This is a genomic window from Nocardioides sediminis, assembly GCF_003047295.1.
Taxonomy (GTDB): Bacteria; Actinomycetota; Actinomycetes; order Propionibacteriales; family Nocardioidaceae; genus Nocardioides; species Nocardioides sediminis.
The window spans coordinates 1-24,678 of record NZ_PZYZ01000003.1 but is presented as its reverse complement, the minus strand read 5'-3'; the positions used below and the strand labels follow the sequence as shown (position 1 = coordinate 24,678).

General features: G+C 73.7%; 22 protein-coding genes. 12 read left to right on the top strand and 10 right to left on the bottom strand.

Features of this window, described 5'->3' with window-relative positions; genetic code table 11:
* Positions 1-61: 61 nt before the first annotated feature.
* From DAI17_RS09045 to DAI17_RS09025, 5 genes are read right to left on the bottom strand one after another with little or no spacing between them, the layout of a single operon-like run.
* Entirely contained in the window at positions 62-715 is a 654-nt protein-coding gene (locus DAI17_RS09045) for a phosphoribosyltransferase (protein ID WP_107772608.1), read from the bottom strand.
* A gap of 3 nt (positions 716-718) precedes the next feature.
* Positions 719-1,219 (bottom strand): GyrI-like domain-containing protein, encoded by a 501-nt coding sequence (locus DAI17_RS09040; RefSeq protein WP_107772607.1) that lies wholly within the window; start codon positions 1,217-1,219, stop codon positions 719-721.
* A complete protein-coding gene (locus DAI17_RS09035) occupies positions 1,194-1,460 on the bottom strand; it encodes a DUF1876 domain-containing protein (RefSeq protein ID WP_107772606.1) in 267 nt (88 codons plus the stop codon). The genes DAI17_RS09040 and DAI17_RS09035 overlap by 26 nt, the downstream gene beginning before the upstream one ends.
* A complete protein-coding gene (gene ppsA / locus DAI17_RS09030) occupies positions 1,424-3,895 on the bottom strand; it encodes a phosphoenolpyruvate synthase (RefSeq protein ID WP_107772605.1) in 2,472 nt (823 codons plus the stop codon). The genes DAI17_RS09035 and ppsA overlap by 37 nt, the downstream gene beginning before the upstream one ends.
* A gap of 33 nt (positions 3,896-3,928) precedes the next feature.
* Entirely contained in the window at positions 3,929-6,568 is a 2,640-nt protein-coding gene (locus tag DAI17_RS09025; RefSeq protein ID WP_107772604.1) for a cation-translocating P-type ATPase, read from the bottom strand.
* A 197-nt stretch (positions 6,569-6,765) separates the two neighbouring features.
* Here DAI17_RS09025 and DAI17_RS09020 point away from each other — a divergent pair, with 197 nt between their 5' ends.
* The 5 genes from DAI17_RS09020 to DAI17_RS09000 all read left to right on the top strand — a co-directional run bounded on the left by DAI17_RS09020 (position 6,766) and on the right by DAI17_RS09000 (position 10,996).
* Complete coding sequence (locus tag DAI17_RS09020) at positions 6,766-9,273, top strand: cation-translocating P-type ATPase (RefSeq protein ID WP_107772603.1); 2,508 nt, start codon at positions 6,766-6,768, stop codon at positions 9,271-9,273.
* 121 nt (positions 9,274-9,394) lie between these two features.
* Positions 9,395-9,805 carry an Hsp20/alpha crystallin family protein gene (locus DAI17_RS09015; protein WP_107772602.1) on the top strand — a complete coding sequence of 137 codons (411 nt, stop codon included), beginning with the start codon at positions 9,395-9,397 and terminating at the stop codon, positions 9,803-9,805.
* 7 nt (positions 9,806-9,812) lie between these two features.
* The gene (locus DAI17_RS09010; protein WP_107772601.1) at positions 9,813-10,010 is read left to right on the top strand and encodes a DUF1918 domain-containing protein; all 198 of its coding nucleotides are present in this window, start codon (positions 9,813-9,815) and stop codon (positions 10,008-10,010) included.
* On the top strand, positions 10,007-10,411 hold the full coding sequence (locus DAI17_RS09005) for a hypothetical protein (RefSeq protein ID WP_199905036.1): 405 nt from the start codon (positions 10,007-10,009) through the stop codon (positions 10,409-10,411). Before DAI17_RS09010 ends, DAI17_RS09005 begins: the two co-directional genes overlap by 4 nt.
* Before the next feature lie 12 nt (positions 10,412-10,423).
* Positions 10,424-10,996, top strand: a complete 573-nt coding sequence (locus DAI17_RS09000; protein WP_107772600.1) for an HhH-GPD-type base excision DNA repair protein — start codon at positions 10,424-10,426, stop codon at positions 10,994-10,996.
* 793 nt (positions 10,997-11,789) lie between these two features.
* On the opposite strand, the gene DAI17_RS08995 is transcribed toward DAI17_RS09000, so the two are convergent.
* Positions 11,790-12,800 (bottom strand): TerC family protein, encoded by a 1,011-nt coding sequence (locus tag DAI17_RS08995; RefSeq protein WP_107772599.1) that lies wholly within the window; start codon positions 12,798-12,800, stop codon positions 11,790-11,792.
* Between the two features lie 308 nt (positions 12,801-13,108).
* On the opposite strand from DAI17_RS08995, the gene DAI17_RS08990 reads away from it, so the two are divergent.
* The 4 genes from DAI17_RS08990 to DAI17_RS08975 all read left to right on the top strand — a co-directional run bounded on the left by DAI17_RS08990 (position 13,109) and on the right by DAI17_RS08975 (position 18,357).
* Entirely contained in the window at positions 13,109-14,590 is a 1,482-nt protein-coding gene (locus tag DAI17_RS08990; RefSeq protein ID WP_107772598.1) for an RNA polymerase sigma factor, read from the top strand.
* Positions 14,591-14,787: 197 nt separating this feature from the next.
* Entirely contained in the window at positions 14,788-15,579 is a 792-nt protein-coding gene (locus DAI17_RS08985) for a M28 family metallopeptidase (RefSeq protein ID WP_234412418.1), read from the top strand.
* Between the two features lie 4 nt (positions 15,580-15,583).
* Positions 15,584-17,128 carry an HD domain-containing phosphohydrolase gene (locus DAI17_RS08980; RefSeq protein WP_159081442.1) on the top strand — a complete coding sequence of 515 codons (1,545 nt, stop codon included), beginning with the start codon at positions 15,584-15,586 and terminating at the stop codon, positions 17,126-17,128.
* Between the two features lie 44 nt (positions 17,129-17,172).
* Entirely contained in the window at positions 17,173-18,357 is a 1,185-nt protein-coding gene (locus DAI17_RS08975) for an MFS transporter (RefSeq protein ID WP_159081441.1), read from the top strand.
* A gap of 5 nt (positions 18,358-18,362) precedes the next feature.
* On the opposite strand, the gene DAI17_RS08970 is transcribed toward DAI17_RS08975, so the two are convergent.
* Complete coding sequence (locus DAI17_RS08970) at positions 18,363-19,469, bottom strand: CapA family protein (protein WP_107772594.1); 1,107 nt, start codon at positions 19,467-19,469, stop codon at positions 18,363-18,365.
* Between the two features lie 109 nt (positions 19,470-19,578).
* Here DAI17_RS08970 and DAI17_RS08965 point away from each other — a divergent pair, with 109 nt between their 5' ends.
* Entirely contained in the window at positions 19,579-20,118 is a 540-nt protein-coding gene (locus DAI17_RS08965) for a hypothetical protein (RefSeq protein WP_107772593.1), read from the top strand.
* A gap of 30 nt (positions 20,119-20,148) precedes the next feature.
* Here DAI17_RS08965 and DAI17_RS08960 read toward each other — a convergent pair whose 3' ends face one another.
* The 3 genes from DAI17_RS08960 to DAI17_RS08950 all read right to left on the bottom strand — a co-directional run bounded on the left by DAI17_RS08960 (position 20,149) and on the right by DAI17_RS08950 (position 21,816).
* On the bottom strand, positions 20,149-20,976 hold the full coding sequence (locus DAI17_RS08960; protein ID WP_107772592.1) for a DMT family transporter: 828 nt from the start codon (positions 20,974-20,976) through the stop codon (positions 20,149-20,151).
* Positions 20,976-21,455 (bottom strand): DUF456 domain-containing protein, encoded by a 480-nt coding sequence (locus tag DAI17_RS08955; RefSeq protein WP_107772591.1) that lies wholly within the window; start codon positions 21,453-21,455, stop codon positions 20,976-20,978. The genes DAI17_RS08960 and DAI17_RS08955 overlap by 1 nt, the downstream gene beginning before the upstream one ends.
* 118 nt (positions 21,456-21,573) lie before the next feature.
* The gene (locus DAI17_RS08950) at positions 21,574-21,816 is read right to left on the bottom strand and encodes a DUF7455 domain-containing protein (RefSeq protein WP_107772590.1); all 243 of its coding nucleotides are present in this window, start codon (positions 21,814-21,816) and stop codon (positions 21,574-21,576) included.
* Between the two features lie 166 nt (positions 21,817-21,982).
* Between DAI17_RS08950 and DAI17_RS08945 the strand changes: the two genes are divergently transcribed.
* Entirely contained in the window at positions 21,983-24,145 is a 2,163-nt protein-coding gene (locus DAI17_RS08945; RefSeq protein WP_407669707.1) for a DNA gyrase/topoisomerase IV subunit B, read from the top strand.
* Entirely contained in the window at positions 24,142-24,522 is a 381-nt protein-coding gene (locus DAI17_RS08940; RefSeq protein ID WP_107772588.1) for a hypothetical protein, read from the top strand. The genes DAI17_RS08945 and DAI17_RS08940 overlap by 4 nt, the downstream gene beginning before the upstream one ends.
* Positions 24,523-24,678: the final 156 nt, after the last annotated feature.

The following is a 24,678-nucleotide window of genomic DNA, read 5'->3' as shown; positions in this document are numbered from 1 at the left end:
TGGCTCCAGTCAAGCCCGTGGCCGGGTCCGCCGACAGGGACCTTCGGCCCGCGTGGGCGGGTCACTGGGGCGCGGGCGCGCTGTCGTGCCGAGCCCCCAGCAGGCGCAGCACCTCGTCGTCCGAGACCTGCTCGAAGCGGCGGTACGCCTGCCCGACCGCGAGGAGGCCGGGCGCCCTCTCGAGGCAGACCAGGTCGTCGACGTCGGCGGCCAGGTCCTCGGCCGCCCGGGTCGACGCGACCGGTACGGCGAGCACGACGCGCGCCGCGCCCTGCTCCCGGGCCGACAGGCAGGCGACGCGGGCGCTGGCGCCGGTCACGACGCCGTCGTCGACGACGACGACCGTCCGGCCACGCAGCGGCCGTCGCGGCTGGTGCTCCCGCAGCAGGGTGACCCGTCGGTGCAGCTCGGCTCGCGCCGGTACCTCCACGGCGGACAGCTCGGTGGGGGTGGTGCCGGTGCTGCGGACCACGTCGTCGTCGAGGAACCGGGTGCCGTCCTCGCAGATGGCACCCACCGCCAGCTCCGGCTGCCACGGGAGGGCCAGCCGGCGCACGACCACGACGTCGAGGGGCGCGCCCAGCGCCCGGGCCACCTCGGCGGCCACCGGGACGCCGCCGTGCGGCAGGCCGAGGACGACCGGGGCCTGGTCGCCGAGCCCCGCCAGGGCGGCCGCGAGGCGACGTCCCGCGTCGGCGCGGTCGGCGAACACCATGGCTCAGGACCCCTCCGGCGTGCGCGGCGAGCAGGGGACGCACACCCGGGTCCGCGGCTGGGCCACCTCGGGTCCGTCGAGGTAGCTCTCCCACGGCTCGCCGGAGACCTGGAGCGCGTGCCCGGCCAGCCACTCGAAGGTGGCGGCGTAGGCGGCGCCGACACCGTCGTAGGGGCCGGTGTACAGCGTCCGCGCGACCGTGCCGCCGGGGAGCTCGTCCGCCTCCACGCGTCCCCGTTCCTGGACCCTGCCCGAGACCGGGAAGCCGACGGCGGCGTCGAAGCCGCCGTCGCGGGGCGTCCACCGGCCGAAGGGCGGCCCCACCACCTCGAGGCCCTGCTCGCCGGCCGTGGTCGCCACCTCCTCGAAGGCGCCGCCCAGGAAGGACTCGATGTCCTCGAGCCCGACGTGCGCCCTCACCACGGCGACGGGTTGCGGCGCGAGGTCCTCGACCTCGACGTCGTACGCCGTGGCCGGGTCAGGACCGGAAGGTGGGGGAGGCATGGACGTTGTCCTCCACGTCGGTCAACGAGGCCTCGAACAGGTCCTGGGCGAGACCGGTGAGCGCGCGGCAGACGGCCAGCTCGTCGCCGATCTCCGGGACGTCGCGGTCGTCGGGGTTGCGGCGCGCCACTCCCGAGTGCCGCAGCTCCGTGCCGGCACTGGTGCGCAGCACCGCCTCGGCCCGGGTCGTGCGCCCGTCCTCGGTCAGGTAGAGCTCGATGTGCCAACGCTTGCTCTCCATGATCCTTCTCCTTCTTCTGCGAGTCGTTGCTGGTCGGGTGCTGCGTCGGGTGCTGCCAGGCGTGCTTCGAGGTCGAGGACCACCTGGGTCGTGCGGACGAGGCTGTCGGGGTTGAGGCTGATCGAGTCGATGCCGAGCTCGACGAGGAACTCGGCCATGTCCGGGTAGTCCGAGGGCGCCTGGCCGCACAGGCCCGAGTGGATGCCGTTGCGACGGCAGCCCTCGACGGCGAGCCGGATCATCTGCTTGACGCCCGGGTCGCGCTCGTCGTAGTCGAAGGCCACCAGGTCGCTGTCGCGGTCGACGCCCAGGGTCAGCTGGGTGAGGTCGTTGGACCCGATCGAGAACCCGTCGAAGCGGCTGGCGAACTCGTCGACGAGCACCACGTTGTTGGGGATCTCGCACATGGCGTAGACCTGCAGGCCGTCGACGCCGCGTCCGAGGCCGTGCTCGGCCATCGCCGCCAGCACGAGGTCCGCCTCGGCCACGCGACGTACGAAGGGGATCATCACGACGACGTTGTCCAGCCCCATGTCCGAGCGCACGCGCCGGATGGCGCGGCACTCCAGCGCGAAGCCCTCGGCGTAGGCCGGGTGCGCGTAGCGGGAGGCCCCACGGAAGCCGATCATCGGGTTGTCCTCGACGGGCTCGAAGGCGGATCCGCCGACCAGGCTGGCGTACTCGTTGCTCTTGAAGTCCGACATCCTCACGACCACCGGCTTGGGGTGGAAGGCGGCCGCGATGGTGGCGATCCCCTCGGAGAGGCGCTCGACGACGTAGGCGCCGCCGTCCGCGTGCCCGCGGACCAGCTCCTCGACCCGGCGACGGTCCTCGTCGGGGAGGCGCTCGGGGTGCAGCGCCGCCATCGGGTGCACCTTGACGGACTCGGTGATGACGAACTCGAGCCGCGCGAGGCCGACGCCGTCGTTGGGCAGGAACGAGGTCTTGAAGGCCAGCCCGGGGTCGCCGAGGTTCACCATGATGCGGGTGCGGGGACGCGGCATGGCCGCGACGTCGACCTCCTCGACGCGGTAGGCCGCCTCGCCGTCGTAGACGCGTCCGACCTCGCCCTCGGCGCAGGACACGGTGACCGTCTCGCCGTCCCGGATCCGGGTCGACCCGTCGCCGGTGCCGACGACGGCGGGGAGTCCCTGCTCGCGGGCGATGATGGCGGCGTGGCAGGTGCGACCGCCGCGGTCGGTGACGACGGCCGCGGCCCGCTTCATCACCGGCTCCCAGTCCGGGGAGGTCGTGCGGGACACCAGCACGTCACCGGGGCGTACGTCGCGCAGCTGCTCGAGCTCGTGGACGACCCGCGCGCGCCCGGTGGCCACCCGCTCGCCCACGGCACGACCGCGGACGACCACGTCGCCGTGCGACCCGACCACGTAGCGCTGGACGGTGGTGCTCCGCTGGCGGCTCGCGACCGTCTCGGGCCGCGCCTGCACGACGTACAGCAGCCCGTCGACCCCGTCCTTGGCCCACTCGATGTCCATCGGCCGCCCGTAGTGGTCCTCGATCGTCATCGCGGTGCCGGCGAGCTCGAGGACCTCGTCGTCGGTGAGGCAGAACCGTCCGCGCTCCGCCTCGGGCGTCACCTCGTCGCGGGTCGCCGAGCCGGCGCCCCGGTCCTCCAGCACCATCCGGACGCCCTTCTCGCCGAGGCGGCGGCGCAGGACCGCGCGGTGCCCGTCCCGGAAGGTGGGCTTGTGGACGTAGAACTCGTCCGGGTCGACCGTCCCCTTGACGATGTTCTCGCCCAGCCCGTACGACGCGGTGAGGAAGACGACGTCGCGGAAACCGCTCTCGGTGTCGAGCGTGAACACGACCCCGGCGGAGGCCAGGTCGGAGCGCACGAGCTTCATCACGCCCACCGAGAGGGACACGGCGAGCTGGTCGAAGCCGTGGCGGTGCCGGTAGTGGACGCCCCGGTCGGTGAAGGCGCTGGCGAAGCAGCGACGCACGGCCTCCAGCAGCTCGTCCTCGCCGCTGACGTCCAGGAAGCTGTCGTGCTGGCCCGCGAAGCTGGCCTCGGGGAGGTCCTCGGCCGTCGCGGAGCTGCGCACGGCGACGCCGACGTGCTCGCCGTACTCCTCCTCCAGGCTCCGGTAGCCGGCGCGGATCGCCGCCACCAGGTCGTCGGGCAGAGGTGCCGCCGCGACGATCTCCCTGGCCCGCGCGGCCCGCCGGTGAAGGTCGGCGACGTCGTCGGGGTCCATCCCGGCGAAGACCTCCCGGAGACGGGGCACGGCGCCGGCGTCCTCGAGGACGTGCCGGTACGCCGCCGCGGTGACCGCGAACCCCCGAGGCACGCGGACGCCATGCGGGCGCAGCCGTTGGTACATCTCGCCGAGGGACGCGTTCTTGCCGCCGACGAGCGCGACGTCGTCGTTGCCGACCTCGTCGAAGTCCAGGACGTAGGGGTGTGCCGCCATGGGACCGGTCTACGCCCCGGACGAGGCCGCCCCCTAGGGCCGAACGGCCCGTCCCGGTGCCGGAGGGAGGGACCTTCGACCCCGGCCCAGGGTCTTGACCACGCCGTCGACCGCGAGCAGGGCGACCGGGCACGCCGCTGCGGCGAGCCAGCCGAACGTCGTGGGCCACGACCCGCCGAGGAGGTCGGCCAGCCACGGCACGCCCAGGAAGGTCACGAGCAGCACGGCCTCGGCGGCCACCGCCACGAGGACCGACGGGTTGCCCAGGAGGCGCATCCGCCACACGGGACGGACCGAGCTGCGGCACGCGAAGGCGTTGGCCATCTGGCCGAGGGCGATGGCCGCGAACGCGGTGCCGGACGCGACGGCCAGCAGCTCCGTGGACGGGTCCTCCCCCCAGGACCAGCCGCCCGACGACAGCACCATCGAGAACGCCGTCATCGCCAGCACCGCCTCCGTGAGGCCCAGCACGAGGAACGCCCGCAGGAGCAGGGCACGGTCGACGACCTTGCGGGTGGAGCGGCCGCGCATGATCCCCTCCCGGGGCGGCTCGACGCCCAGCGCGATGGCCGGGAGCATGTCGGTGCCGATGTCGAGCGCGAGGACCTGCAGCACGCTGATGGCGAGCGGGAAGCTGCCTCCGGAGAGGGCCCACACCGCGAACGGCGTCAGCTCCGCGACGTTGTCGGTGAGGTGGTAGGTCAGGAAGCGGCGCACGTTGCGGAAGGTCGCCCGGCCGAGCTCCACGGCGGTGACGATGGTCCCGAACCGGTCGTCGAGGAGGACCAGGTCCGCGCTCTCCCGGGCGACGTCGCTGCCGCTGGCGCCCATCGCGACCCCCACGTCGGCCTCGCGCAGCGCCGGGGCGTCGTTGACCCCGTCGCCGGTCATCGCCACGACGTGCCCCCGGGACCGCAGCGCGGAGGCGATGTGCAGCTTGTCGGCGGGGGAGACCCGGGCGACCACCGCCCCCTCCGGGCGGTCGAGCAGGGCGGCGAGCTCGCTCTCGGCCTCCGGGAGCTCGCTGCCGAGGACGACGGTGCCGCCGTCCTGCAGCAGTCCGACCTCGCGGGCGATCGCCTCGGCGGTCCGGGGGTGGTCACCGGTGATCATCGCCACCCGGATGTCGGCGTGCCGGCAAGCCTGGATCGCCTCGTCCACGTCCTCGCGGGGCGGGTCCTCGAGGCCGAGGAGGCCGAGGAGGTCGAGGTCGTGCTCCATCGCGTCGGCGGCGGCCTCCGTGGGCGCACCGGTCCACCGCCGACGGGCCACGGCGACCACGCGCCGCCCGTCGCGGGTGAGACGCCCCAGCTCCGAGGTCACGTGCTCGGGGACCGCACGGCAGCGCGGAAGCACCGCCTCGGGGGCGCCGAGCACCGACACCTCGCCGGCGGACCATGCGGAGCTGAGCATCCGGTCCGGGCTGTAGGGACGCCGGGTCGGCACCGACGGCTCCTCGACGTCCGCCCCGGACCGCAGGGCCAGGCAGTGCAACGCTGCCTCCATCGGGTCGCCCTCGGCGTGCCAGTCGTCGTCACGCTCCACCACCCGCCCGGTCACGCACCGGGTGGCGGCCGTGGCGACCGCGGGCACCAGTGCGGTCGCCCCCGGCTCGCCGGCCAGCGTCCCGTCCGGGTGGTAGCCCTCGCCCTCGACCCGCACCCGGCCGCGCGACGTCACGACGTCGACGACGTTCATCCGGTTCTGCGTGATCGTGCCGGTCTTGTCGGTGCAGATGAAGGTGGTGGCACCCAGCGTCTCGACCGCGTCGAGGCGGCGTACGAGCGCCTGCCGCTCTGCCATCGTCTGGGCACCCCGCGCGAGGGAGAGCGTCACCGTCGGCAGGAGTCCCTCCGGGACCAGGGCCACCGCCACGCCCACCCCGAAGAGGAACGCGTTGGTGGGGTCGGTGCCCAGCAGCAGCGCGGCCGAGCCGAGCCCGAGCCCGGTCAGGGCGGCCATGACGGCCACGATGCGCACGACCCGGTCCAGCTGGCGGGTCAGCGGGCTGCGCGGCCGTGTCGCGGTGGAGGCCAGGGCGGAGATGCCTGCCAGGGTGGTGTCGGCGCCCGTCGCCACGACGACGCCGGTCCCCTCACCCTGGACGACGAACGTGCCGGCGAGCAGGGCCTCACCGGGCCCGTGCGGGACCGCTCCGCTCTCGCCCGTCACCATCGACTCGTCCTGGGTGAGGCCACGCGCGGCGACCAGCCGGAGGTCGGCGCCCACCCGGTCGCCGGCCTGCAGCAGCACGACGTCGCCGACGACGAGCCCGGTGACGTCCACGACCTGCGCGGCCCCGTCCCGCACGACCCGCGCCCCCGTCGGCAGCAGGGCCCGGAGCCGCTGGGTCGAGCGGTCCGCCCGGTGCTCCTGCCAGAACGCGAAGAACCCGTTGAGGAGCACGATCACGACGATGGCCACCGACAGCGACGGCATGCCGGCGAGGAGGGCCAGCACGGCGGCGATCCACAGGAGCACCGCCAGGAGGTGGGTGAGCTGGCGGGCCAGCTCGGTCAGCGGGCCCGGCCTCGGTGGCTCGGGCAGGGTGTTGGGGCCGTCGGCAGCCAGCCGTCGCCCCGCCTCGTCCCGCGTCAGGCCGCGCGGCGGGACCTCGGCCGGCGGGGGCGGTCGCTCGCCCCGTCGTCCCGGGGCCGGTCCGGCTCGCGCCACGGCACCCTCCTCTCCCTCCTCTCCACGCTAGGAACGCCACCCGGCCCGGATCAGGGGCCAACGCCACGCGCGAACGGGTCCAACGGTCCCGGGGCCTCGGCCCGGTGCGTGCGGGACCTTGGGCCGTTCCCAGGCGGACGGCGGCGGCGTTGCATGGAGGTGCCCGGCCGCCGGGGCGCGGGTCGACGGGAGGGACGGTGACTGCAGGGGCACGCTCCTCCCCGGGGGGACTGACCGCGGCCGAGGCGCGCGAGCGCCTGCTCGAGGAGGGGCCCAACGAGCTGCCGCGGCCCGCGGGGGAGGGACTCCTCACGCGCGTGGGGGAGCAGCTGCGCGACCCGATGATCCTGCTCCTGCTCGCGGCGGCCGCCCTGACGCTGGTGCTGCGCGACTGGTCCAACACGCTCATCATCGCGGCCGTCGTGGTCTTCAACACCGCCGCGGGCGTCGTGCAGCAGGTCCGCGCCGAGCAGGCCATGGCGGCCCTCGACGAGCTCGTCGCTCCCGTGGCCCGGGTCCGCCGCGAGGGCGTCGTCGTCGAGGTGCCGGCGGCGGACGTCGTGCGTGGCGACCTCGTCGAGGTGTCCGCCGGGGACGTCGTGCCCGCGGACGGGGACCTGGTCGCCGGGTCGATGCTGCAGGTCGACGAGTCCCAGCTCACGGGCGAGTCGGTCCCGGTGGAGGTCGCGGACGGCGGCGAGGTGGTGGGCGGCACCAGGGTCACGCGGGGCCGGGGCACCTTCGTGGTCACGCGGACGGGCGAGCACAGCGGCATCGGTCGCATCGCCGCCCTCACGCTGGGGGCGGTCAGCCGCCGCACGCCACTGCAGGAGCGGCTCCGACGGCTGAGCAGGGCGCTCGTCGTCGGTGTCGGCAGCCTCACCCTCGTGGTGGTGGCCATGGGCGTCCTGGGCGGGCGCGACGGGGCCGAGATGCTCGTCGTCGGCCTCAGCCTCGCCGTGGCGGCGGTGCCCGAGTCGCTTCCGGCGGTCGTCACCGTGGCCCTCGCGCTGGGGGCCCGGCGGATGGCGAGGCGCAACGCGGTCGTCCGGTCGCTGCCCGCGGTCGAGACGCTGGGCTCCGTCTCGGTCGTCGCGACCGACAAGACGGGCACCCTCACCGAGGGACGGATGCTCGCGGAGCACGTCTGGACGCCGGAGGCCACCCACGAGGTGTCGGGCACCGGGTACGCGCCCGTCGGGACGATCGAGGGTGCCGGGGACGACCCCCTGCTCCCACGGCTCCTGCGTGCCGTCGTGCTGTGCAACGACGCCCGTCTGCACCGGGACGGCGAGCTGTGGGCCGTGGCGGGCGACCCTCTGGAGGGTGCGCTGCTCGCCCTGGGCGCCAAGGGCGGGCACCCGCAGGACGCGACCGCCGCGACGTGGACCCGCGTGGGCGAGCAGCCGTTCGACCACGCGTCCCGGCACATGCTGACCTGGCACCGGGACGCCTCCGGGCGCCGGCTGACGGCCTGCAAGGGAGCACCCGAGGCCGTGCTCGCGCTCGTCCGCCCGGGCCCGGAGGTGGAGCGGGCCGCCGAGCAGGCGACCGCGCTGGCCGCGGCCGGCCACCGCGTCATCGCCGTCGCGGACGACGACGCGCGGGGCGGGGAGCTGGAGCTGCTGGGCCTCGTGGCCGTCGGCGACCCTCCCCGCGCCGAGGCGAGCAGGGTCGTGCAGGCGTTGCGGTCCGCGGGGGTCCGCCTGGTGCTCGTCACCGGCGACCACGCCGGCACCGCCGAGTCCGTGGCCCGCCGCGTCGGGCTCGCCGGCGCGGGGGACAGGGCCGTGGAGGGCCGCGAGCTCGAGGAGGGCACGGTGCCGCACCACGGGCTCACCGTGGTGTCCCGCGTCAAGCCGGAGCAGAAGGTGGGCATCGTCCGCGCGCTGCAGGACGACGACGCGGTGGTGGCGATGCTGGGCGACGGGGTCAACGACGCACCGGCGCTGCGCGCAGCCGACATCGGGGTCGCCGCGGGCCGCGGCGGGACCGAGGTCGCCCGGCAGGCCTCCGACCTCGTCCTCATGGACGACGACCTGGCCACGGTGGTCGCCGCGGTCGAGGAAGGGCGGAGGATCTTCGCCAACGTGCGGGTGTTCCTCGTCTACGCGATCTCCGGCGGGCTGGCCGAGGTGGCGGTGATGATGGCCGGGCCGCTGATCGGCCTCGCGCTGCCCCTGCTCCCCGCGCAGATCCTGTGGATCAACCTGCTCACCCACGGCCTGACCGGCGTCGCCTTCGGCGCGGAGCCCGCCGACCCCCGCGACATGTCCCGCCCGCCACGCCCGCGGACCGAGTCCGTGCTCGACGGTCCGTCCCGGGTGGCCCTGGTCGTGGCGACCGTCGCTCTCGCCGTCACGGCACTGGTGGTCGGGGCGACCGCGGCAGGCGGAGTGGCCGACCGACGGACGGCGATCTTCCTCACCCTGGGGCTCGGGCAGCTGGGGGTGGCGCTCGCCCTGCGTGCGCGCGGCCCACGCCGGTGGCGCGAGCGTCGGCTCGAGCTGGCCGTGGCGGCGGCGGCCGCACTCCAGCTCGCCGGGGTCTACCTGCCCGGCGCGGAGGCGCTGCTCGACACGACGAGGCTGCCCTGGACGACGGCCGCTGCGGCCTGCGCCGTCGCCGTGGTGCCCGGGATCGTGGTGGCGCTCCTGCTGGGCGTCGTACGCCGCCGTCGGGGCGCTCGTCCCCGCCGGATGTGACCTCCGGCCCTGCACCCCCGCACCGGTCGGGCGTTGACTCGGGAGTGGCCGGGACTCGACGGGTCCGCGGCCCAGGCACCAGCCAGACCACCACCCAGCCCACCCGTCCAGAGGAGTCGACATGAGCACGCCGATGCGCCACCGCGCCAACCCGATCGCCGAGCTGTTGAGCCGGTTCGACCTCGAGCCCGGCATGGGGCTTGCCCCGTCGGTCCGCGTCGAGGACTACGTCGAGGGCGACACCTACGTGCTGCGGGCGGAGCTGCCGGGCATCGACCCGGACAAGGACGTCGAGATCACCGTCGACCGCGACGTCCTCACGATCTCGGGCGAGCGCCGCGAGGAGGTCAAGGAGCGCAACCGCCAGGAGATGCACTACGGGTCGTTCATGCGCAGCGTCACGCTGCCGGGCGACGCCCGGGAGAAGGACATCAGCGCGTCGTACGCCGACGGCGTCCTGGAGGTGCGCGTCCCGTTCGACGAGGACCAGGACCGCACCCGCCGTATCCCCGTCCGCCGCGCCGAGAGCTGAGGCCGTCGTGTTCGCCTCTGTCGGGGACCGACTGGTCGTCCACGGGCTGCACGTCGGGGACCACGTCCGGGACGCGGAGATCCTGGAGGTGCGCCACGAGGACGGCAGCCCGCCCTACCTCGTGCGGTGGTCCGACACCGGCCACGTGAGCCTGGTGTTCCCCGGGCCCGACGCCGAGGTCCAGCACTTCCAGCACGAGCAGTGACCGCGAGCGGGGCGGGGACGGGGGCACCGCCCCGCCCGCTCGTGCTGGCTGCCGTCAAGGGCGTCCACACGCTGGCCTGGCTCACGGTCGAGGCCTGCGTCGTGCACCTGCTCGTGGCCGGGCTGACCGGGCGGTCGGGGCCGCGGGTGACGGCGTCCGCCGTCGTGGTCGCGGCCGAGACGGCGGTGTTCGCGGGCAACGGGTTCCGGTGCCCGCTGACCGACGTCGCGGAGCGGTACGGCGCGGCCGACGGCTCGGTCACCGACATCTTCCTGCCGGAGTGGTTCGCCCACCGGCTGCCCGCGATCCACGCCCCGCTCCTGGTGCTGATCGCCGCCCTCCACCTGCGGAACCTCCGGGACCGCCGGCAGCGGCCGGCCCTCCGGCGGGCGCCGGGTTGAGATACTGCTCCCATGGCAGTGCACATCACCGGCGACGCGGCCGCCGACAAGGTCCTCGACGAGTCCCCGTTCGCCCTCCTGGTCGGCATGATGCTCGACCAGCAGTACCCCATGGAGCATGCCTTCCGTGGCCCGGCCAAGGTCCTGGACCGGTTCGGGAGCCTCGACCCCGAGGCGATCGCCCACGCCGACCCGGAGGAGTTCGCGGCGATGGCGGCCACCACCCCGGCCATCCACCGGTTCCCGGGGTCGATGTCCGCCAAGCTGCAGGAGCTGGCGCGGATCGTCACCGAGGAGTACGACGGCGACGCCTCCCGCATCTGGACCGGGGCCGCCGACGCCAAGGACCTGCTGAAGCGGATGATGGCGCTGCCCGGCTTCGGCAAGCAGAAGGCCCAGATCTTCATCGCCCTGCTGGCCAAGCAGCGCGGGGTGCGCCCCGAGGGCTGGGAGGCCGTCGTCGGCGACTACGCCCTCGAGGGACACCGCTCGGTGGCCGACGTCGTCGACGGTGCCTCCCTGCAGAAGGTGCGGGACTTCAAGAAGCAGAAGAAGGCCGCCGCCAAGGCGGCCGGCTCCGCCTGAGCGCGCGGTATCCAGCCGCGCCGTACTCCTCGGTGAGGACTCGCAGACGTTCGCGCGGCTCAGGTCACCTGCGCATGCCACTCGTCCTCGCGTTCCTGCCACATGCGGACCTCCGTAGCCCCCCCAGCGACCCTCGAACCGAGCTCGCAGTCGGGGCGCCCGGTCGGGGAGTAGAGGTGTGTCGTCATGTCGCGAGGGCGCATCGCACCGAGGACAGGCCGCGAGCCGCCGGGGCACGGGGGATGGGTCCCAACGGCTCGCGGTGTCGCGCGCGGGCGGGCGGTGGGCGCCCACCTCGCAAGCTAGCTCGACCGTAGACGTCAAGACGATTCTCCTGAAAGGCACTCCGCGGGTGATGTCATGGACGACCTGGAGGACTAGAGAGCCGCCATGGCCGACGAGAATCCGCCGTGGCCGGATGGTCCGGACCGTCCACGCACCCGCTAGCCCCGGGACGCTCACCGACCGGCATCGTCTCTGGCCGACAGGTGAGACTCTGCCTGCGTCTGGCGCTTTCCCCGGCAGGAGCCCGCACACTGACAGCGAAAGCGGCGTTGCTCGGGATATCAGGGGGCGTGGCTTTCGCGACTGGACCGCCTATGGGTCACGCACCCCTAGGCGGTTCCGTCGATTCGGACCCGGATCAGGTCCGATGACGACGAGTTCCGCACGCGACCGACAGTCACCGGTAGCCACTGCTGCGGACCCACTGGAGCAGAACAAGGCCGCCGCCAAGGCGGCCGGCTCCGCCTGAGCGGGGCCGGCCACCCGGCGACGGCCGGGCCACACGCGGTCAGGCGTTGGTCCTCGCCGACTCGGACCGCTCGGTGGCGGCCTGCTCGTTGCGGGCGTCGGTGCGGCGGGACGCGACCAGGCTGGTCGTCGTCGTGACGGCCAGGATCGCCAGGATCACGCCGAGGGACGCGAGCGTCGGCACCGAGGGGACCTCCGGCCAGACCTCGTGGGCCCAGTGCAGCACCAGCTTGACGCCGATGAAGCCGAGGATCGCCGCCAGGCCGTAGGACAGGTGCACCAGCTTGGTCAGCGCCCCCTGGAGCACGAAGTAGAGCGCGCGGAGGCCGAGCAGGGCGAAGGCGTTGGTGGCGAACACCAGGTAGGGGTCGCCCGTGATCCCGTAGACCGCGGGCACCGAGTCGACGGCGAACACCACGTCGGTGGCGAAGACGGCGATCACGACGAGGGCGAGCGGGGTCAGCCAGCGCCGACCGTCGCGGCGTACGACGAGCTTGGTGCCCTCGTAGTCGTCGGTCACCGGCATCACCCGGCGGGTGAGGCGCACGATCCGCATGTCGTCCACGTCGACCTCGTGGTCGTGGCCGGACACCGCGTCGCGGAGCAGCTTGAGGCCGGTGAGCAGCAGGATCGCGCCGAAGACGAGGAACACCCAGTCGAAGCGGTCCAGGGCGGCGGCGCCGAGGGCGATGAAGATGCCGCGCAGCACCAGGGCGCCCACGATCCCGTAGAGCAGGACCCGCTGCTGGAGCACCTTGGGGACCGCGAACGCGGAGAGCAGGAGCATGAAGACGAAGAGGTTGTCCACGCTCAGCGTCTTCTCGACGAGGTAGCCGGTGTAGTACTCCAGGCCGCGGTCGGAGCCGTGGGCGCTCCAGACGTAGACACCGAACATCAGGGGCAGGGCGACGTAGAACGCGGACCAGCCGATGGCCTCGCGCATGGAGACCTCGTGGGGGCGGCGGGTGGCCACGAAGTCGACGACGAGCAGCGCGACGACGGCGCCGATGGTGAGCCACCACAGGGTCGGGGACGCGATGGATTGCAGCACGGGGTTTCTCCTCGAGCACTCAGGGACGCAGGGACTGCTGGACCTGAGGTCTCCCTCGCCGGTGCCCGCCCGGAGGATCCGCTGCGGAGATCGGCGTCCACCCGGGGCGCGATGCGCCGTAGTGACCGGATGGCCTTGGTGAGGTACTCCCCTCGGGGGAGACTGTACGTACCCGCACAAGGTCTTGTCGCTCCGTGGGGGGCGATCTCGACGCAGGTTCTCCGCCGTGGGGAGTGCCGTGGCAGAATGGCGAGAGCGGCTCTTGACTTAACCGGGCCTTGCCGCGCCCCGAAGTCTTCTGACGAGAGGTGTTCGTGTCCTCGCACGCACGCAAGTTGCTCCCCGCAGAGGTGCTGGCGCACCCGGCCATCGTCGCGCTCATCGAGCGTGGCACTCCCGCCGGCAGCGTCACCACCGTCGACCTCCGGCAGGCCAGTGACGACGCCCAGGTCGAGCCCCGCCATCTCAAGGCCCTGCTCGGCCACCTGAGCGGGCTCGGGATCTCCGTGGAGATCGGTGTCGACACCTCCCGCGCGGTCGCGGCGACCTCGGGCGCCCGCAAGACGACCACCGCGGCGACGGCCAAGAAGACCGCCACCAAGGCCGCCGCCAAGCCGGCCGCCAAGAAGGCCCCCGCCAAGAAGGCGGCGGCCGCCAAGGCCGCCGCCGAGCCGGCGCCGGCCGCGGTCGACCTCGAGACCGAGCTGGAGCCGGCGACCATCGGCCCGGACGGCAAGAAGGTCCTGCCCGACCTGCCCGACGCGCAGTTCGAGAAGGACGTCAAGGTCGACCCGACCATCAAGGAGGACGAGAAGCAGGCCTTCACGGTCTCCGCGTCCGACGACACCGACGAGCCCGAGCAGCAGGTCATGGTCGCGGGCGCGACCGCCGACCCGGTCAAGGACTACCTCAAGCAGATCGGCAAGGTGCCCCTCCTCAACGCGGAGATGGAGGTCGAGCTCGCCAAGCGGATCGAGGCCGGCCTCTTCAGCGAGGAGAAGCTCGCCAAGGGCGGCAAGATCAGCCCGAAGATGCTCGAGGAGCTCGAGTGGATCTCCGAGGACGGCCGCCGCGCCAAGAACCACCTCCTCGAGGCCAACCTGCGACTCGTCGTCTCGCTGGCCAAGCGCTACACCGGCCGCGGCATGCTCTTCCTCGACCTGATCCAGGAGGGCAACCTCGGCCTCATCCGCGCCGTGGAGAAGTTCGACTACACCAAGGGCTACAAGTTCTCGACCTACGCCACGTGGTGGATCCGCCAGGCGATCACCCGCGCGATGGCCGACCAGGCGCGCACCATCCGCATCCCGGTCCACATGGTCGAGGTCATCAACAAGCTCGCACGCGTGCAGCGGCAGATGCTCCAGGACCTGGGCCGCGAGCCCACGCCCGAGGAGCTCGCCAAGGAGCTCGACATGACCCCGGAGAAGGTCATCGAGGTCCAGAAGTACGGTCGCGAGCCGATCTCGCTGCACACCCCGCTCGGCGAGGACGGCGACTCCGAGTTCGGTGACCTCATCGAGGACTCCGAGGCCATCGTCCCGGCGGACGCGGTCTCGTTCACCCTCCTCCAGGAGCAGCTGCACGCCGTCCTCGACACGCTCTCCGAGCGCGAGGCAGGCGTGGTCAGCATGCGCTTCGGCCTCACCGACGGCCAGCCCAAGACCCTGGACGAGATCGGCAAGGTCTACGGCGTGACCCGCGAGCGGATCCGCCAGATCGAGTCCAAGACGATGTCCAAGCTGCGGCACCCCAGCCGCTCGCAGGTCCTGCGCGACTACCTGGACTGACCACTCCTTCCGTGCGCACCGCGGCCGCCCTGCTCTCTGCGGGGTTGGCCGCGGTCGCATGTACGGCGCCCGGTGCCGACCGGGAGCCCGACGCGGCCGCGAACGCCTCGCCGTCGCCGTCGGCGTCGGTACCCGCAGAGTCGTCCTCGCCACCGCCGCCTCGGCGGTCCCCGGCCGTGCGGCCCGGCGACCTCCCCGTGTCGGTGGCCGTCGACGCGGTGCGCCACCTCGCCGGCACCGTCGGGCCCCGGCCCGCCACCGGCGCGGCGTACGCACGTGCCGCCCGGTGGGCCACCCGTCAGCTGGAACGGTCCGGCTACGGCGTCCGCCCCCAGGTCGTGGACGTCCCCGGCGGCGTCTCGTGGGGGGTGCCGGTGCCGGCCGGCAGGTCGGTCAACCTCGTGGCGGAGCCGGCCGGCCTCGAGCCCGAGGAGCCGCACCTGGTCGTCGGCGCCCACCTCGACACCGTTCCGCAGGCGCCGGGGGCGGAGGACAACGCCTCGGGCGTCGGCGTCCTGCTGGCGGTGGCCGACGCGGTCGCCACCCGACGGACCCGGCTGCCCGTCGTCTTCGTGCTGTTCGGTGCGGAGGAGCCCCGGGGACCCAGCGACGCCGACCACCACTACGGTTCGCGGCGCTACGTGCGGTCCCTGCCGCCGCGGCAGCGCGCGGCCGTGCGGGGCATGGTGTCGCTGGACCGGGTGGGGGTCGGGACCGTGGTGCCGATCGGCTCGGCGCAGGCCGGCCCGGACCCGGTGGCCGACTCGCTGCAGGCGGCGGCCCGCCGGACCGGGGTCCCGGTGGTCCGCGGCTACGACCGCTCCAGCGACCACTGGCAGTTCGTCCTCGCGGGCCTTCCCGCCGCCCGGATCGGCAGCACGCCGTACGCCGGCTACCACTCGCCGCAGGACACCCCCGACGTCGTCGACCCCGCCCAGCTGGAGCGTGTCGGCCGGCTGGTGCTGGCCTGGCTGGCGGGTGCACGCTGAGGGAGTGTTCCGTCTCTTCGGGCTGTTCGCCGGGCTCGCCGGTGTCACCGACCTCGGCACGGGAGGTCTCGCCGACGAGTCGCTGCGCCGGTGCGTGGTCGCGACGCGTCTCGCGCGCGCCGTCGGCAGTCCCGAGGCCGAGGTCCGGGACGTCATGGCGGTCTCCCTGCTCGAGCATCTCGGGTGCACTGCGTACGCCTGGGAGACGGCCTCGGTCTGGGGGGACGACGTGCCCGTCACGAGGGCGTTGCTGCGCTCGGACGGCGCGTCGGCCACCGACCTGGTCACCTCCGTCGTGCCGGCCGTCGCCACGGCCACCGGCCGGTCGCGGGGCAGCGTGGCGGCCACCATGCTGCGCACGATGCCGCGGCTGGCCCGCGACGCCCCCGTCGCGACCTGCGAGGTGGCCGCCGAGGCCGGCCGGGCCCTGGGGCTGAGCCCGACGGCGGTCGCCTCCCTGGCGCACATGACGGCCATGTGGAACGGCCGCGGGGTCCCGCGGGTGGACGGCGAGCGGATCCCGTTCCCGGCCCGCGCGATGCACGTGGCAGGGGTCGTCGCGATGTTCCTCGACCCCGACGGACCCCCGGGCGTCGCCCGCCAGCTTCGCCGTCGACGCGGTGGCGAGCTGGACCCGCGGCTGGTCGACGTCGCGCTCGCCGAGCTGCCGGCGCTCGTCGGGGGCCTCGACACCACCGACCCGCTCGACCTCGTGCTGGACCTCGAGCCCGACCCGGTCGTCCGGGTGGATGCTGCGCGCCGCCTCGAGGTCGCCCGGGTCTGCGGCGACCTCGTCGACCTCAAGAGCCCCTGGCTCACCGGGCACTCGTCGGCCGTCGCCGACCTCGCCGGCACCGCGGCCGGAGTGCTGGGGCTGGACGACCCCGAGGAGCTCCGCATGGCGGGACACCTGCACGACGTGGGCCGGGTCGGGCTGCCCGGGCGGATCTGGGACTGCCCGAGGCCGTGGACCGCGGCGGAGCGGGACCAGATCAGGCTGCACCCCTACTACTCCGAGCGTGCCCTCCTGCGGGTCCCCGAGCTGGCCGGGGTCGCGGAGCTGGTGGGCGCGCACCACGAGAGGTGCGACGGCAGCGGCTACCACCGCGGCCGGCGCGCGGACCAGCTCCCCATGGCCGCGCGCGTGCTGGCGACGGCCGACGCCCTGAGGCTGCTGGTCGAGCCGCGTCCCCACCGTGCGGGTCTCGGTGCCGGGGAGGCCACCGCCCGGCTGGACGCCGAGGTCAGGGCGGGGCGGCTGGACGCCGACGCGGTCGCCGCCGTCCTCTCGGCGGCCGGTGGCGCGGGGAGCCCGAGGCGGGCCGGTGCGGCCGGACTCACGCCCCGCCAGGTCGAGGTGCTGCGCCTGCTCTGCCACGGGCTGTCCAACCGGGAGATCGCACAGCGGCTGGTCCTGTCCCCGCGCACGGTGGACCGCCACGTCGCGGACATCTACGAGCGGATCGGCGCCTCGAGCCGCGCGGCGGCCGCCCTGTTCGCCATGGAGCACGGACTGGTCGGCACCCTCGCGGACGACGGACCTGGGTAGAACCGCACATGTGGCGGTCCCTCGCCGGCCGCACGCTGGACCACATGACCGCAACAGCGAACGTCCTCGACAGCCAGCGACTGGTGACGCGACGCTTCGTCGCCCTCGCGACGGCGGAGCTCGCCTACTTCACGGCGGACGGCGTCGCGATCCTGGCCCTGCCGCTGCACGTCACGGGCCCCCTGGGGTCGTCCGAGCGCGGGGCGGGGCTGGCCTTCGGCGCCTTCGCCGTGACGGCGCTCCTCCTGCGACCTCTCGCCGGCCGTCTGGCGGACTTGCGGGGCCGGCGGCCCCTGATGACCGGCGGCGCCGCGCTGGCCGCCCTGGCGTACGCCGCCACGGCGTACGCCGACTCGCTGGCGCTGGTGGTCCTCCTGCGCCTGGTGCTCGGGGTCGCCGAGGCGGCGTTCTTCGTGGCCGCGATGGCGGCCCTCGCCGACCTCACCCCGGAGGGCAGGCTGGGGGAGGCGCTGAGCTACAACTCGCTGGGCCTCTACGTCGGTCTCGCGGCCGGTCCGCCGCTCGCTGAGCTCCTCGTCGCCACCGGCGGCTTCCGGGTGGCCTGGCTGGGCGCCGCCCTGCTCAACGTGGCGGCCGTGGCGCTGCTGCGGCTCGTCGGCGAGACCCGGCCCCCCTCCGCCCACGAGGCCGACGGGACGCTCGTCCACCGGCCCGCGCTCGCGCCGGCCCTGGGCTTCCTGGTGTCGATCGTGGCGATGGGCACGTTCCTGGCGTTCATCACGCTCCACGCGCAGGACGTCGGCCTGGCGGGCACGAGCCTGCCGATGGTCGTCTACGGCACCACCGTGGTGTTCGGCCGGCTCGCCTGCGGCCGGTTCATCGACCGCGTGCGACCGCTCGTCCTCGCGTCGGGGGCACTCGCCGCGATGGGAGGCGGCCTGCTGGTGCTCGCCCTCGCCACCACCCCGACCGCGGTGCTGGTGGGGTCGGCGATGACCGCGGCCGGGGTCGTGTTCAGCACCCCGGCGTTCTTCTCGGCGATCTTCGCGACCGCAGCGCCCGAGCAGCGGGGGGCCGCGTCCGCGACGGCGAGCATGGCCCTCGACCTCGGTCTCGCCGGCGGTCCCGTCGCGGCCGGCCTGGTGGCCGAGAGGCACGGGATCGCCGGTGCCTTCGCCGCGGCCGCGATCGTCACCTGCGCGGGTGCCGGGTGGACGCTCTCCCTGGCCCGTCGCCGGGTGCGGCCGTCGCCGGCGCCACGGGCCTGACGCGGTCAGCCGCCGGAGCGGACGTCGGCGAGGACCTCCCGCGCGGCCGCGCCCCGCAGCGGCCGCGGGGTGAACGTCGCGTCCATGCGGTAGGGCGCCAGCGCCACGTCGACCACCCGGTCGCCGGTGATCGTCGCGGTCAGGACGACCCCCTCCATCGTCTGCTCCATGAAGTCCATGTCGAAGACGAAGTTGCCCAGGGAGTGCGCGATGGTCGCCCCACGGTGCCGCTCCACCGACTGGACCCAGTGGGGGTGGCCGCCGACCACCAGGTCGGCCCCGGCGTCCACCAGGCGGCGCCCCACGAGGCGCTGGACCGGCTCGGGCCGGTGCGTGTACTGGGTGCCCCAGTGGGGGAGCACCACCACCACGTCGACCCGCCGGTCCAGGCGTCGTACGGCAGCCAGCACGTGCCGCAGGTCGGCGGGCTGCAGGGGGCCCGTGCGTGGCGGCATCCGCACCGACAGGGCGCCGGGTGTCGTCGGCGTGGCTCGCGGGGTCTCACCGATGGCGTTGAAGCCCAGCAGTCCCACCCGTACGCCGTCCCGCTCGACGACGGCGGGCCGGGTGGCCGCCGCGAGGTCGCGGCCGGCGCCGAACCGCGCGATGCCCGAGCCGCGGAAGGCCTCGAGGGTGCGCAGGAGGGCGCGCTGCCCGTAGTCGCCGACGTGGTTGTTGGCCAGCGACAACGCGTCGAAGCCCGCCGCGGCCAGGCCGTCGAGGACGCCCGGGTCCGCCGCGAAGCTGTCGCCGCCCTGGGTGGGGGAGCCGTCGGTCGACAGGGTGCTCTCGAGGGTGCCGATGGTGATGTCGGCCCGCCGCAGCAGCGGGCGCATCGCCCGCATGGTCACGGTGGGGTCGGCGTGGGCGGCCGCGACGCCGCGGCCGAGCATCACGTCGCCGACGACGGCCAGCGTGACGGTGGGAGGCTCCTCGGCGGACGCGGCGACCTCGGGCGGAGGAGTCGTCGACGAGGCCTCCGGCGTGTCGGAGGCTGACGGCGTGGACCCGGGCGCGTCGGGCGTCGCCCCGGGGCCGGGGGAGCAGGCCGCGAGCGCCGCTGCCGCCAGGGCTGCCGCCAGCACGCGGCGTACGACGGGAGCGGCCCTCATGCCCTCACGCTACTCACGGCACCTCTCGGGATGGGGCTGCGTCGGCCGTGCCCGGTTAGCCTTCAGGTGGGCACGGGACGGGGCCGGGCCGTCGACGAGGGGAGCCGCCATGCAGCGCACGATGACGAGGTTCGTGACCGGGCTTGCCGCGGGACTGGCGCTGGCGCTCGTCCCGGTGGCCGCGGACGCGACGACGCAGACCCTCCAGGACGCCGCGGAGACGCCCGAGTCGCGCACCGACGTGCTGTCGACCACGGTGCGGCACTCGGAGTCGCAGGTGGTCGTGCGGGTGCGGTTCGCAGACCTGCGCCGTCGCAACGACGCGGGTCTGAGCGCCTACGTCGACGTCGACCGGGGCCGTCGTGGGCCGGAGTACGTCCTCAACACCGGGCTCTCCTCGGGCACCGACTACCAGCTCGCGGAGGTGCGCCGGTGGCGGGCGTCCGGGGCCCCCCTCCAGTGCGAGCACTCCGTGCGGCTGCGGTGGTTCAAGGACGTCGCCGTGCTCCGGGTGTCCCGGGACTGCCTCGACGACCCGTCGTCGGTGCGGGTGAGCGTCCTGATGACCGACGTGTACGACGGCGTCAACGCCGTCGTCGACTGGTCACCGGCGACGCGTCGCTTCGGCACCTGGCTCGCGCCCAGCTGAGGCCGGGACCGGGTCCGCGGCTGCGTGGCGTCAGCCGGCCGCGACCAGGGCGACGGCGACGCCGCAGAACGCCAGGCCGAGCCCCTGGAGCCCATGGACCCGTTCGTGCAGGAAGGCCGCGGCCAGCAGGATCGTGACCGCGGGGTAGAACGAGGTCACGACGGCCGCGACCGTCAGCAGTCCCGTCTGGGTGGCGAGCAGGAAGCACGCCACCCCCGCCGTGGCGAGCAGCCCGGCCACCAGGCCCCACAGCTCGCTGGCGTGCCGGGGGACCCAGCCAGCGCGCAGCACGGTGGCCGTGAGCGCCACCGCCACCAGCGCGACCGCCTGGGTGACCGCCGTGGGCCACCAGCCCGCCTCGTCCGGGATCTGGCCGGTGGCGGCGAACAGCAGCCCGAAACCGGCGCCGGCGAGCACGCCGTCCAGCAGCCCGGCGGCCAGCCCGCCAGCGCCGCCCGGCTCCCGGCTGACCAGCCAGATGCCGGGGAGCGCGGCGAGGATGCCCGCCCAGACCAGCGACGAGGGCCGCTCGCCGGTGGCGACGGCCACGACCACGGGCAGCAGCGCCGCCCCCACCGCGGAGACCGGCGCCACCACGCCCATGCGTCCGGCGGCGAAGCCGCGGTAGAGGAAGGCGCCGCCGGTGCCGCTGCCCACACCGGCCAAGGCGCCCCAGGCGAGGTCGGTGCCGGTGGCCTCCCCGGGCACGGCGACGGCGAGCACGAGGGCGCCGGCCAGGGACCCGCCGGCGCCGACGAAGGCGACCGGCCACGCCGACGTACGACGCGAGGCGAGACCGCCGATGAAGTCCGAGAGGCCGTAGGCCACGGCCGCCCCGAGCGCCAGCAGCACGCCCATCAGGGCGTCACCGCGACACCCACCACCCAGGTGAGCGCGGCGAGGACGGCCGCCACGGCCTCGATGAAGATCGACACGCCCACGGCCTTGAGGGCGTGCACGGTGGCCGGCCAGGCCGCAGCGCCGCCCACCCGGCGCCGCTCGGCGGCGTAGACCCCCAGCACGAAGCCGGCGAAGAGGCCCACGACCGGGACCACGAAGAAGCCGACGAACCCGAGGGCCCCGCCGAACAGCAGGGTCGAGCGGGGTACGCCGACCTCCTTGAGGCGCCGACCGGGCAGGGCGTACTTCACGACCGAGCCCAGCACGATGAACGTCGCCGCGACCGCGAACACCATCCAGGCGGTGGACGTGCCGACCTCGCTCGCCCAGACGAGGATCGCGCCCAGGACCAGGATCGAGCCGGGCAGGACGGGCACCACGATGCCGACGATGCCGACGGCGATGAGGACGGCGATCAGGACTTCGGTGAGGGTCACGCGGGGGAGCCTTCCACAGCGCTCGGCCGTCGGGTGCGGGGACGGGCCCTGCGCGAAATGACGAGCGGCCCCGGACGTGGAGTCCGGGGCCGCTGGAGTGGTCTGGGGTCGGGGGAGCTCAGTCCTCGGTGGCGGGGGTGGCCGCGAGCTTGTGGGTCTCGTCCTGCACGGACGAGGCCACCTCACGGAGCTTGTCGCCGTGCTCCCGGGCGTGGTGGGCGCAGAACAGCAGCTCGCCACCGGTCTGGAGCTCCACCCGCAGGTAGGCCTGGGCACCGCAGCGGTCGCAGCGGTCGCCTGCCGTCAGGGCGGCGGGCTGGGGGGCAATGGCAGTGGTCACATCGGCCTCATTTCTCTCCATCGGTGTCTGGCCCAACGTAGCCCCCGGGGAAAAGATTCCCCGCAGGTGGTTCGGTACTGACCTGTCCAGTCTTGCACTTCTTCCGGTACCCCGTGCTGGTTGTTCGTAACCGTGGGACAACTGGATCGGTGCTTGATCGAACGTTGCGTGCGTCCTGCCTGTTCCTGTGACCTACGACGCTAGACCCGACCCGGACGGTTCCGTGGCAGCGTGCCTTGCGTCGTCGTACGGCGTGTCGCGGGTAGGTTCTTCCCTTGTGGCAGCACCGGCAGACAACACCTACAACGCAGCGCACCTGCTCGTCCTCGAGGGGCTCGAGGCGGTCCGCAAGCGGCCCGGCATGTACATCGGGTCCACGGACACCCGCGGACTGATGCACTGCCTGTGGGAGATCATCGACAACGGCGTGGACGAGGCCCTCGCGGGCGTGGCGCACCGGGTCGAGGTGACCCTGCACCCCGACGGGTCCGTCGAGGTGCACGACGACGGCCGCGGCATCCCGACCGACAAGGAGCCCAAGACGGGGCTCCCCGGCGTCGAGGTGGTCGCCACCAAGCTGCACGCCGGCGGCAAGTTCGGCGGCGGCTCCTACGTCGCCACCGGCGGGCTGCACGGCGTCGGCTTGTCGGTCGTCAACGCCCTCTCCTCGCGGATGGACATCGACGTCGACCGCTCGCCCTCCCAACTGGGCATCTCCTTCCAGCGGGGCGTCCCGGGCACCTTCGACGGCGACGGGCCGGGTGCCACCTTCACCTCCGGCTCGGGGATGTCCCGCAAGGGCAAGCGGGTCGCCAAGGGCAAGACCGGCACCCGGATCCACTTCTGGCCCGACCGGCAGATCTTCACCAAGGACGCCACCTTCGAGTTCGAGGGGCTGCTGGGCCGCGCCCGCCAGACGTCGTACATCGTCCCGGGGCTCGAGCTGGTCATCCGCGACCTGCGGGGCCCCGAGCTGGTGGAGGAGAAGTTCCTCCACGAGGGCGGCATCTCGGAGTTCGCCGACTACCTCTCCGCGGGCGAGCCGGTCACCGAGATCCTGCGGCTGCAGGGCAGCGACACCTTCACCGAGACCGTCCCGCTGCTCGACGACCAGGGGCACATGACCCCCCAGGAGGTCGAGCGGGAGCTCGCCGTCGACGTGGCGCTGCGCTGGTCCAACACCTACGACACCCAGGTCCGCTCCTACGTCAACGTGATCGCCACCCCCAAGGGCGGCACCCACCTGAGCGGTTTCGAGCAGGCCGTCACCGCGACCTTCAACGACGTGATGCGCGCGGCCAAGGTGCTCAAGGTCAACGACGACAACGTCATCAAGGACGACGTCCTCGAGGGCATGACCGCCGTGGTGACCGTGCGGCTGGCCGAGCCGCAGTTCGAGGGCCAGACCAAGGAGATCCTCGGCACTCCGGCCGCGCGGACGGTCGTGCGCAAGGTGGTCGCCGCGGAGCTGAAGAAGTTCCTCACCTCGACCAAGCGTGCCGAGAAGGCGCAGGCCAAGCTGGTCATGGAGAAGGTCGTCGGCGCCTCGAAGACCCGGATCGCCGCCAAGCAGCACAAGGAGACCCAGCGTCGCAAGAACGCCCTGGAGTCCTCCGCGCTCCCGGCCAAGCTCGCCGACTGCCGGGCCGGCGACAACGAGCGCACCGAGCTGTTCATCGTCGAGGGTGACTCGGCGCTGGGCACGGCCAAGCTGGCCCGCAACTCCGAGTACCAGGCGCTGCTGCCGATCCGCGGCAAGATCCTCAACGTCCAGAAGGCCTCGGTCGGCGACATGCTCAAGAACGCCGAGTGCGCCGCGATCATCCAGGTCGTCGGCGCCGGCTCGGGACGCACGTTCGACCTCGACGCCGCCCGCTACGGCCGGATCATCTTCATGGCCGACGCCGACTCCGACGGCGCCCACATCCGCTGCCTGCTCGCCACGCTGTTCTTCAAGTACATGCCCGAGCTGATCACCGCGGGCCGCGTCTACACCGCGGTCCCGCCGCTGCACCGCATCGAGATCTCCAACCCCAAGAAGGGGATGGACAAGTACCTCTACACCTACTCCGACGACGAGCTGCAGAGGAAGCTGGCGGAGCTGAAGAAGAAGAACGTGCGCTGGAAGGACCCGGTGCAGCGCTACAAGGGCCTCGGCGAGATGGACGCCGACCAGCTGGCCGAGACCACCATGGACCCCCGCCACCGCACTCTGCGCCGCCTGACCGTCGACGACGCCGAGGTCTCCTCGCACGTCTTCGAGCTGCTCATGGGCTCCGACGTCGCGCCGCGCAAGGAGTTCATCGTCCAGGGCGCCTACGACGTGGACATGGAGACGCTGGACGCGTGAGCCGCTTCGTCCGGTTCCAGGCCGTGGAGCCGTCGGACCGGGGCATCCACGTCGGCGTCTTCGGGCTGGTCAACGTGCTCGGACGCGGGGGCTTGCTCAACGAGGCCGACGAGGCCTACCGAGTGCGGACGAACCGGTGGCTCGACGACGCCTACACCGACCCCTCGACCGTCGACCCGACGGTCTACGACCGCGCGGTCAACCCGCAGGCCGTGGCGTGGTTCAAGGTGCCCGCCGCCGACCACCTCGTTGACGCCACGCGCGGGCACCTCGAGATCCTGGACCGCCACGGCGTCGCCTGGGTGCGCGTCGAGTCCGACGACCCCGGGCTGGTCGTCTACGAGGACGAGCACCAGGTGGTCGTCGTACCGCGTTGAGGGACGGGCGCGCGTCGATGCACTTCCACGCGTGTGCGTGGAAGCTCACGCCCGGCACCCCTGAACCGCCCCGGGTTTGATGCTCACCGGGTGGTTGTCACGCCCTGTGGGGCGTGGGGCTGATCGTAGTAGTCGTTCTCGGCCTCGAGTGGTGGT

Excerpts from the sequence above, each read along its gene's own strand:
- DAI17_RS09045 (WP_107772608.1), bottom strand. The coding sequence starts at position 715 with ATGGTGTTCGCCGACCGCGCCGACGCGGGACGTCGCCTCGCGGCCGCC.
- DAI17_RS09040 (WP_107772607.1), bottom strand. The coding sequence starts at position 1,219 with ATGCCTCCCCCACCTTCCGGTCCTGACCCGGCCACGGCGTACGACGTC.
- DAI17_RS09035 (WP_107772606.1), bottom strand. The coding sequence starts at position 1,460 with ATGGAGAGCAAGCGTTGGCACATCGAGCTCTACCTGACCGAGGACGGG.
- ppsA (WP_107772605.1), bottom strand. The coding sequence starts at position 3,895 with ATGGCGGCACACCCCTACGTCCTGGACTTCGACGAGGTCGGCAACGAC.
- DAI17_RS09015 (WP_107772602.1), top strand. The coding sequence starts at position 9,395 with ATGAGCACGCCGATGCGCCACCGCGCCAACCCGATCGCCGAGCTGTTG.
- DAI17_RS09000 (WP_107772600.1), top strand. The coding sequence starts at position 10,424 with ATGGCAGTGCACATCACCGGCGACGCGGCCGCCGACAAGGTCCTCGAC.
- DAI17_RS08975 (WP_159081441.1), top strand. The coding sequence starts at position 17,173 with ATGACCGCAACAGCGAACGTCCTCGACAGCCAGCGACTGGTGACGCGA.
- DAI17_RS08970 (WP_107772594.1), bottom strand. The coding sequence starts at position 19,469 with ATGAGGGCCGCTCCCGTCGTACGCCGCGTGCTGGCGGCAGCCCTGGCG.
- DAI17_RS08965 (WP_107772593.1), top strand. The coding sequence starts at position 19,579 with ATGCAGCGCACGATGACGAGGTTCGTGACCGGGCTTGCCGCGGGACTG.
- DAI17_RS08960 (WP_107772592.1), bottom strand. The coding sequence starts at position 20,976 with ATGGGCGTGCTGCTGGCGCTCGGGGCGGCCGTGGCCTACGGCCTCTCG.
- DAI17_RS08950 (WP_107772590.1), bottom strand. The coding sequence starts at position 21,816 with ATGGAGAGAAATGAGGCCGATGTGACCACTGCCATTGCCCCCCAGCCC.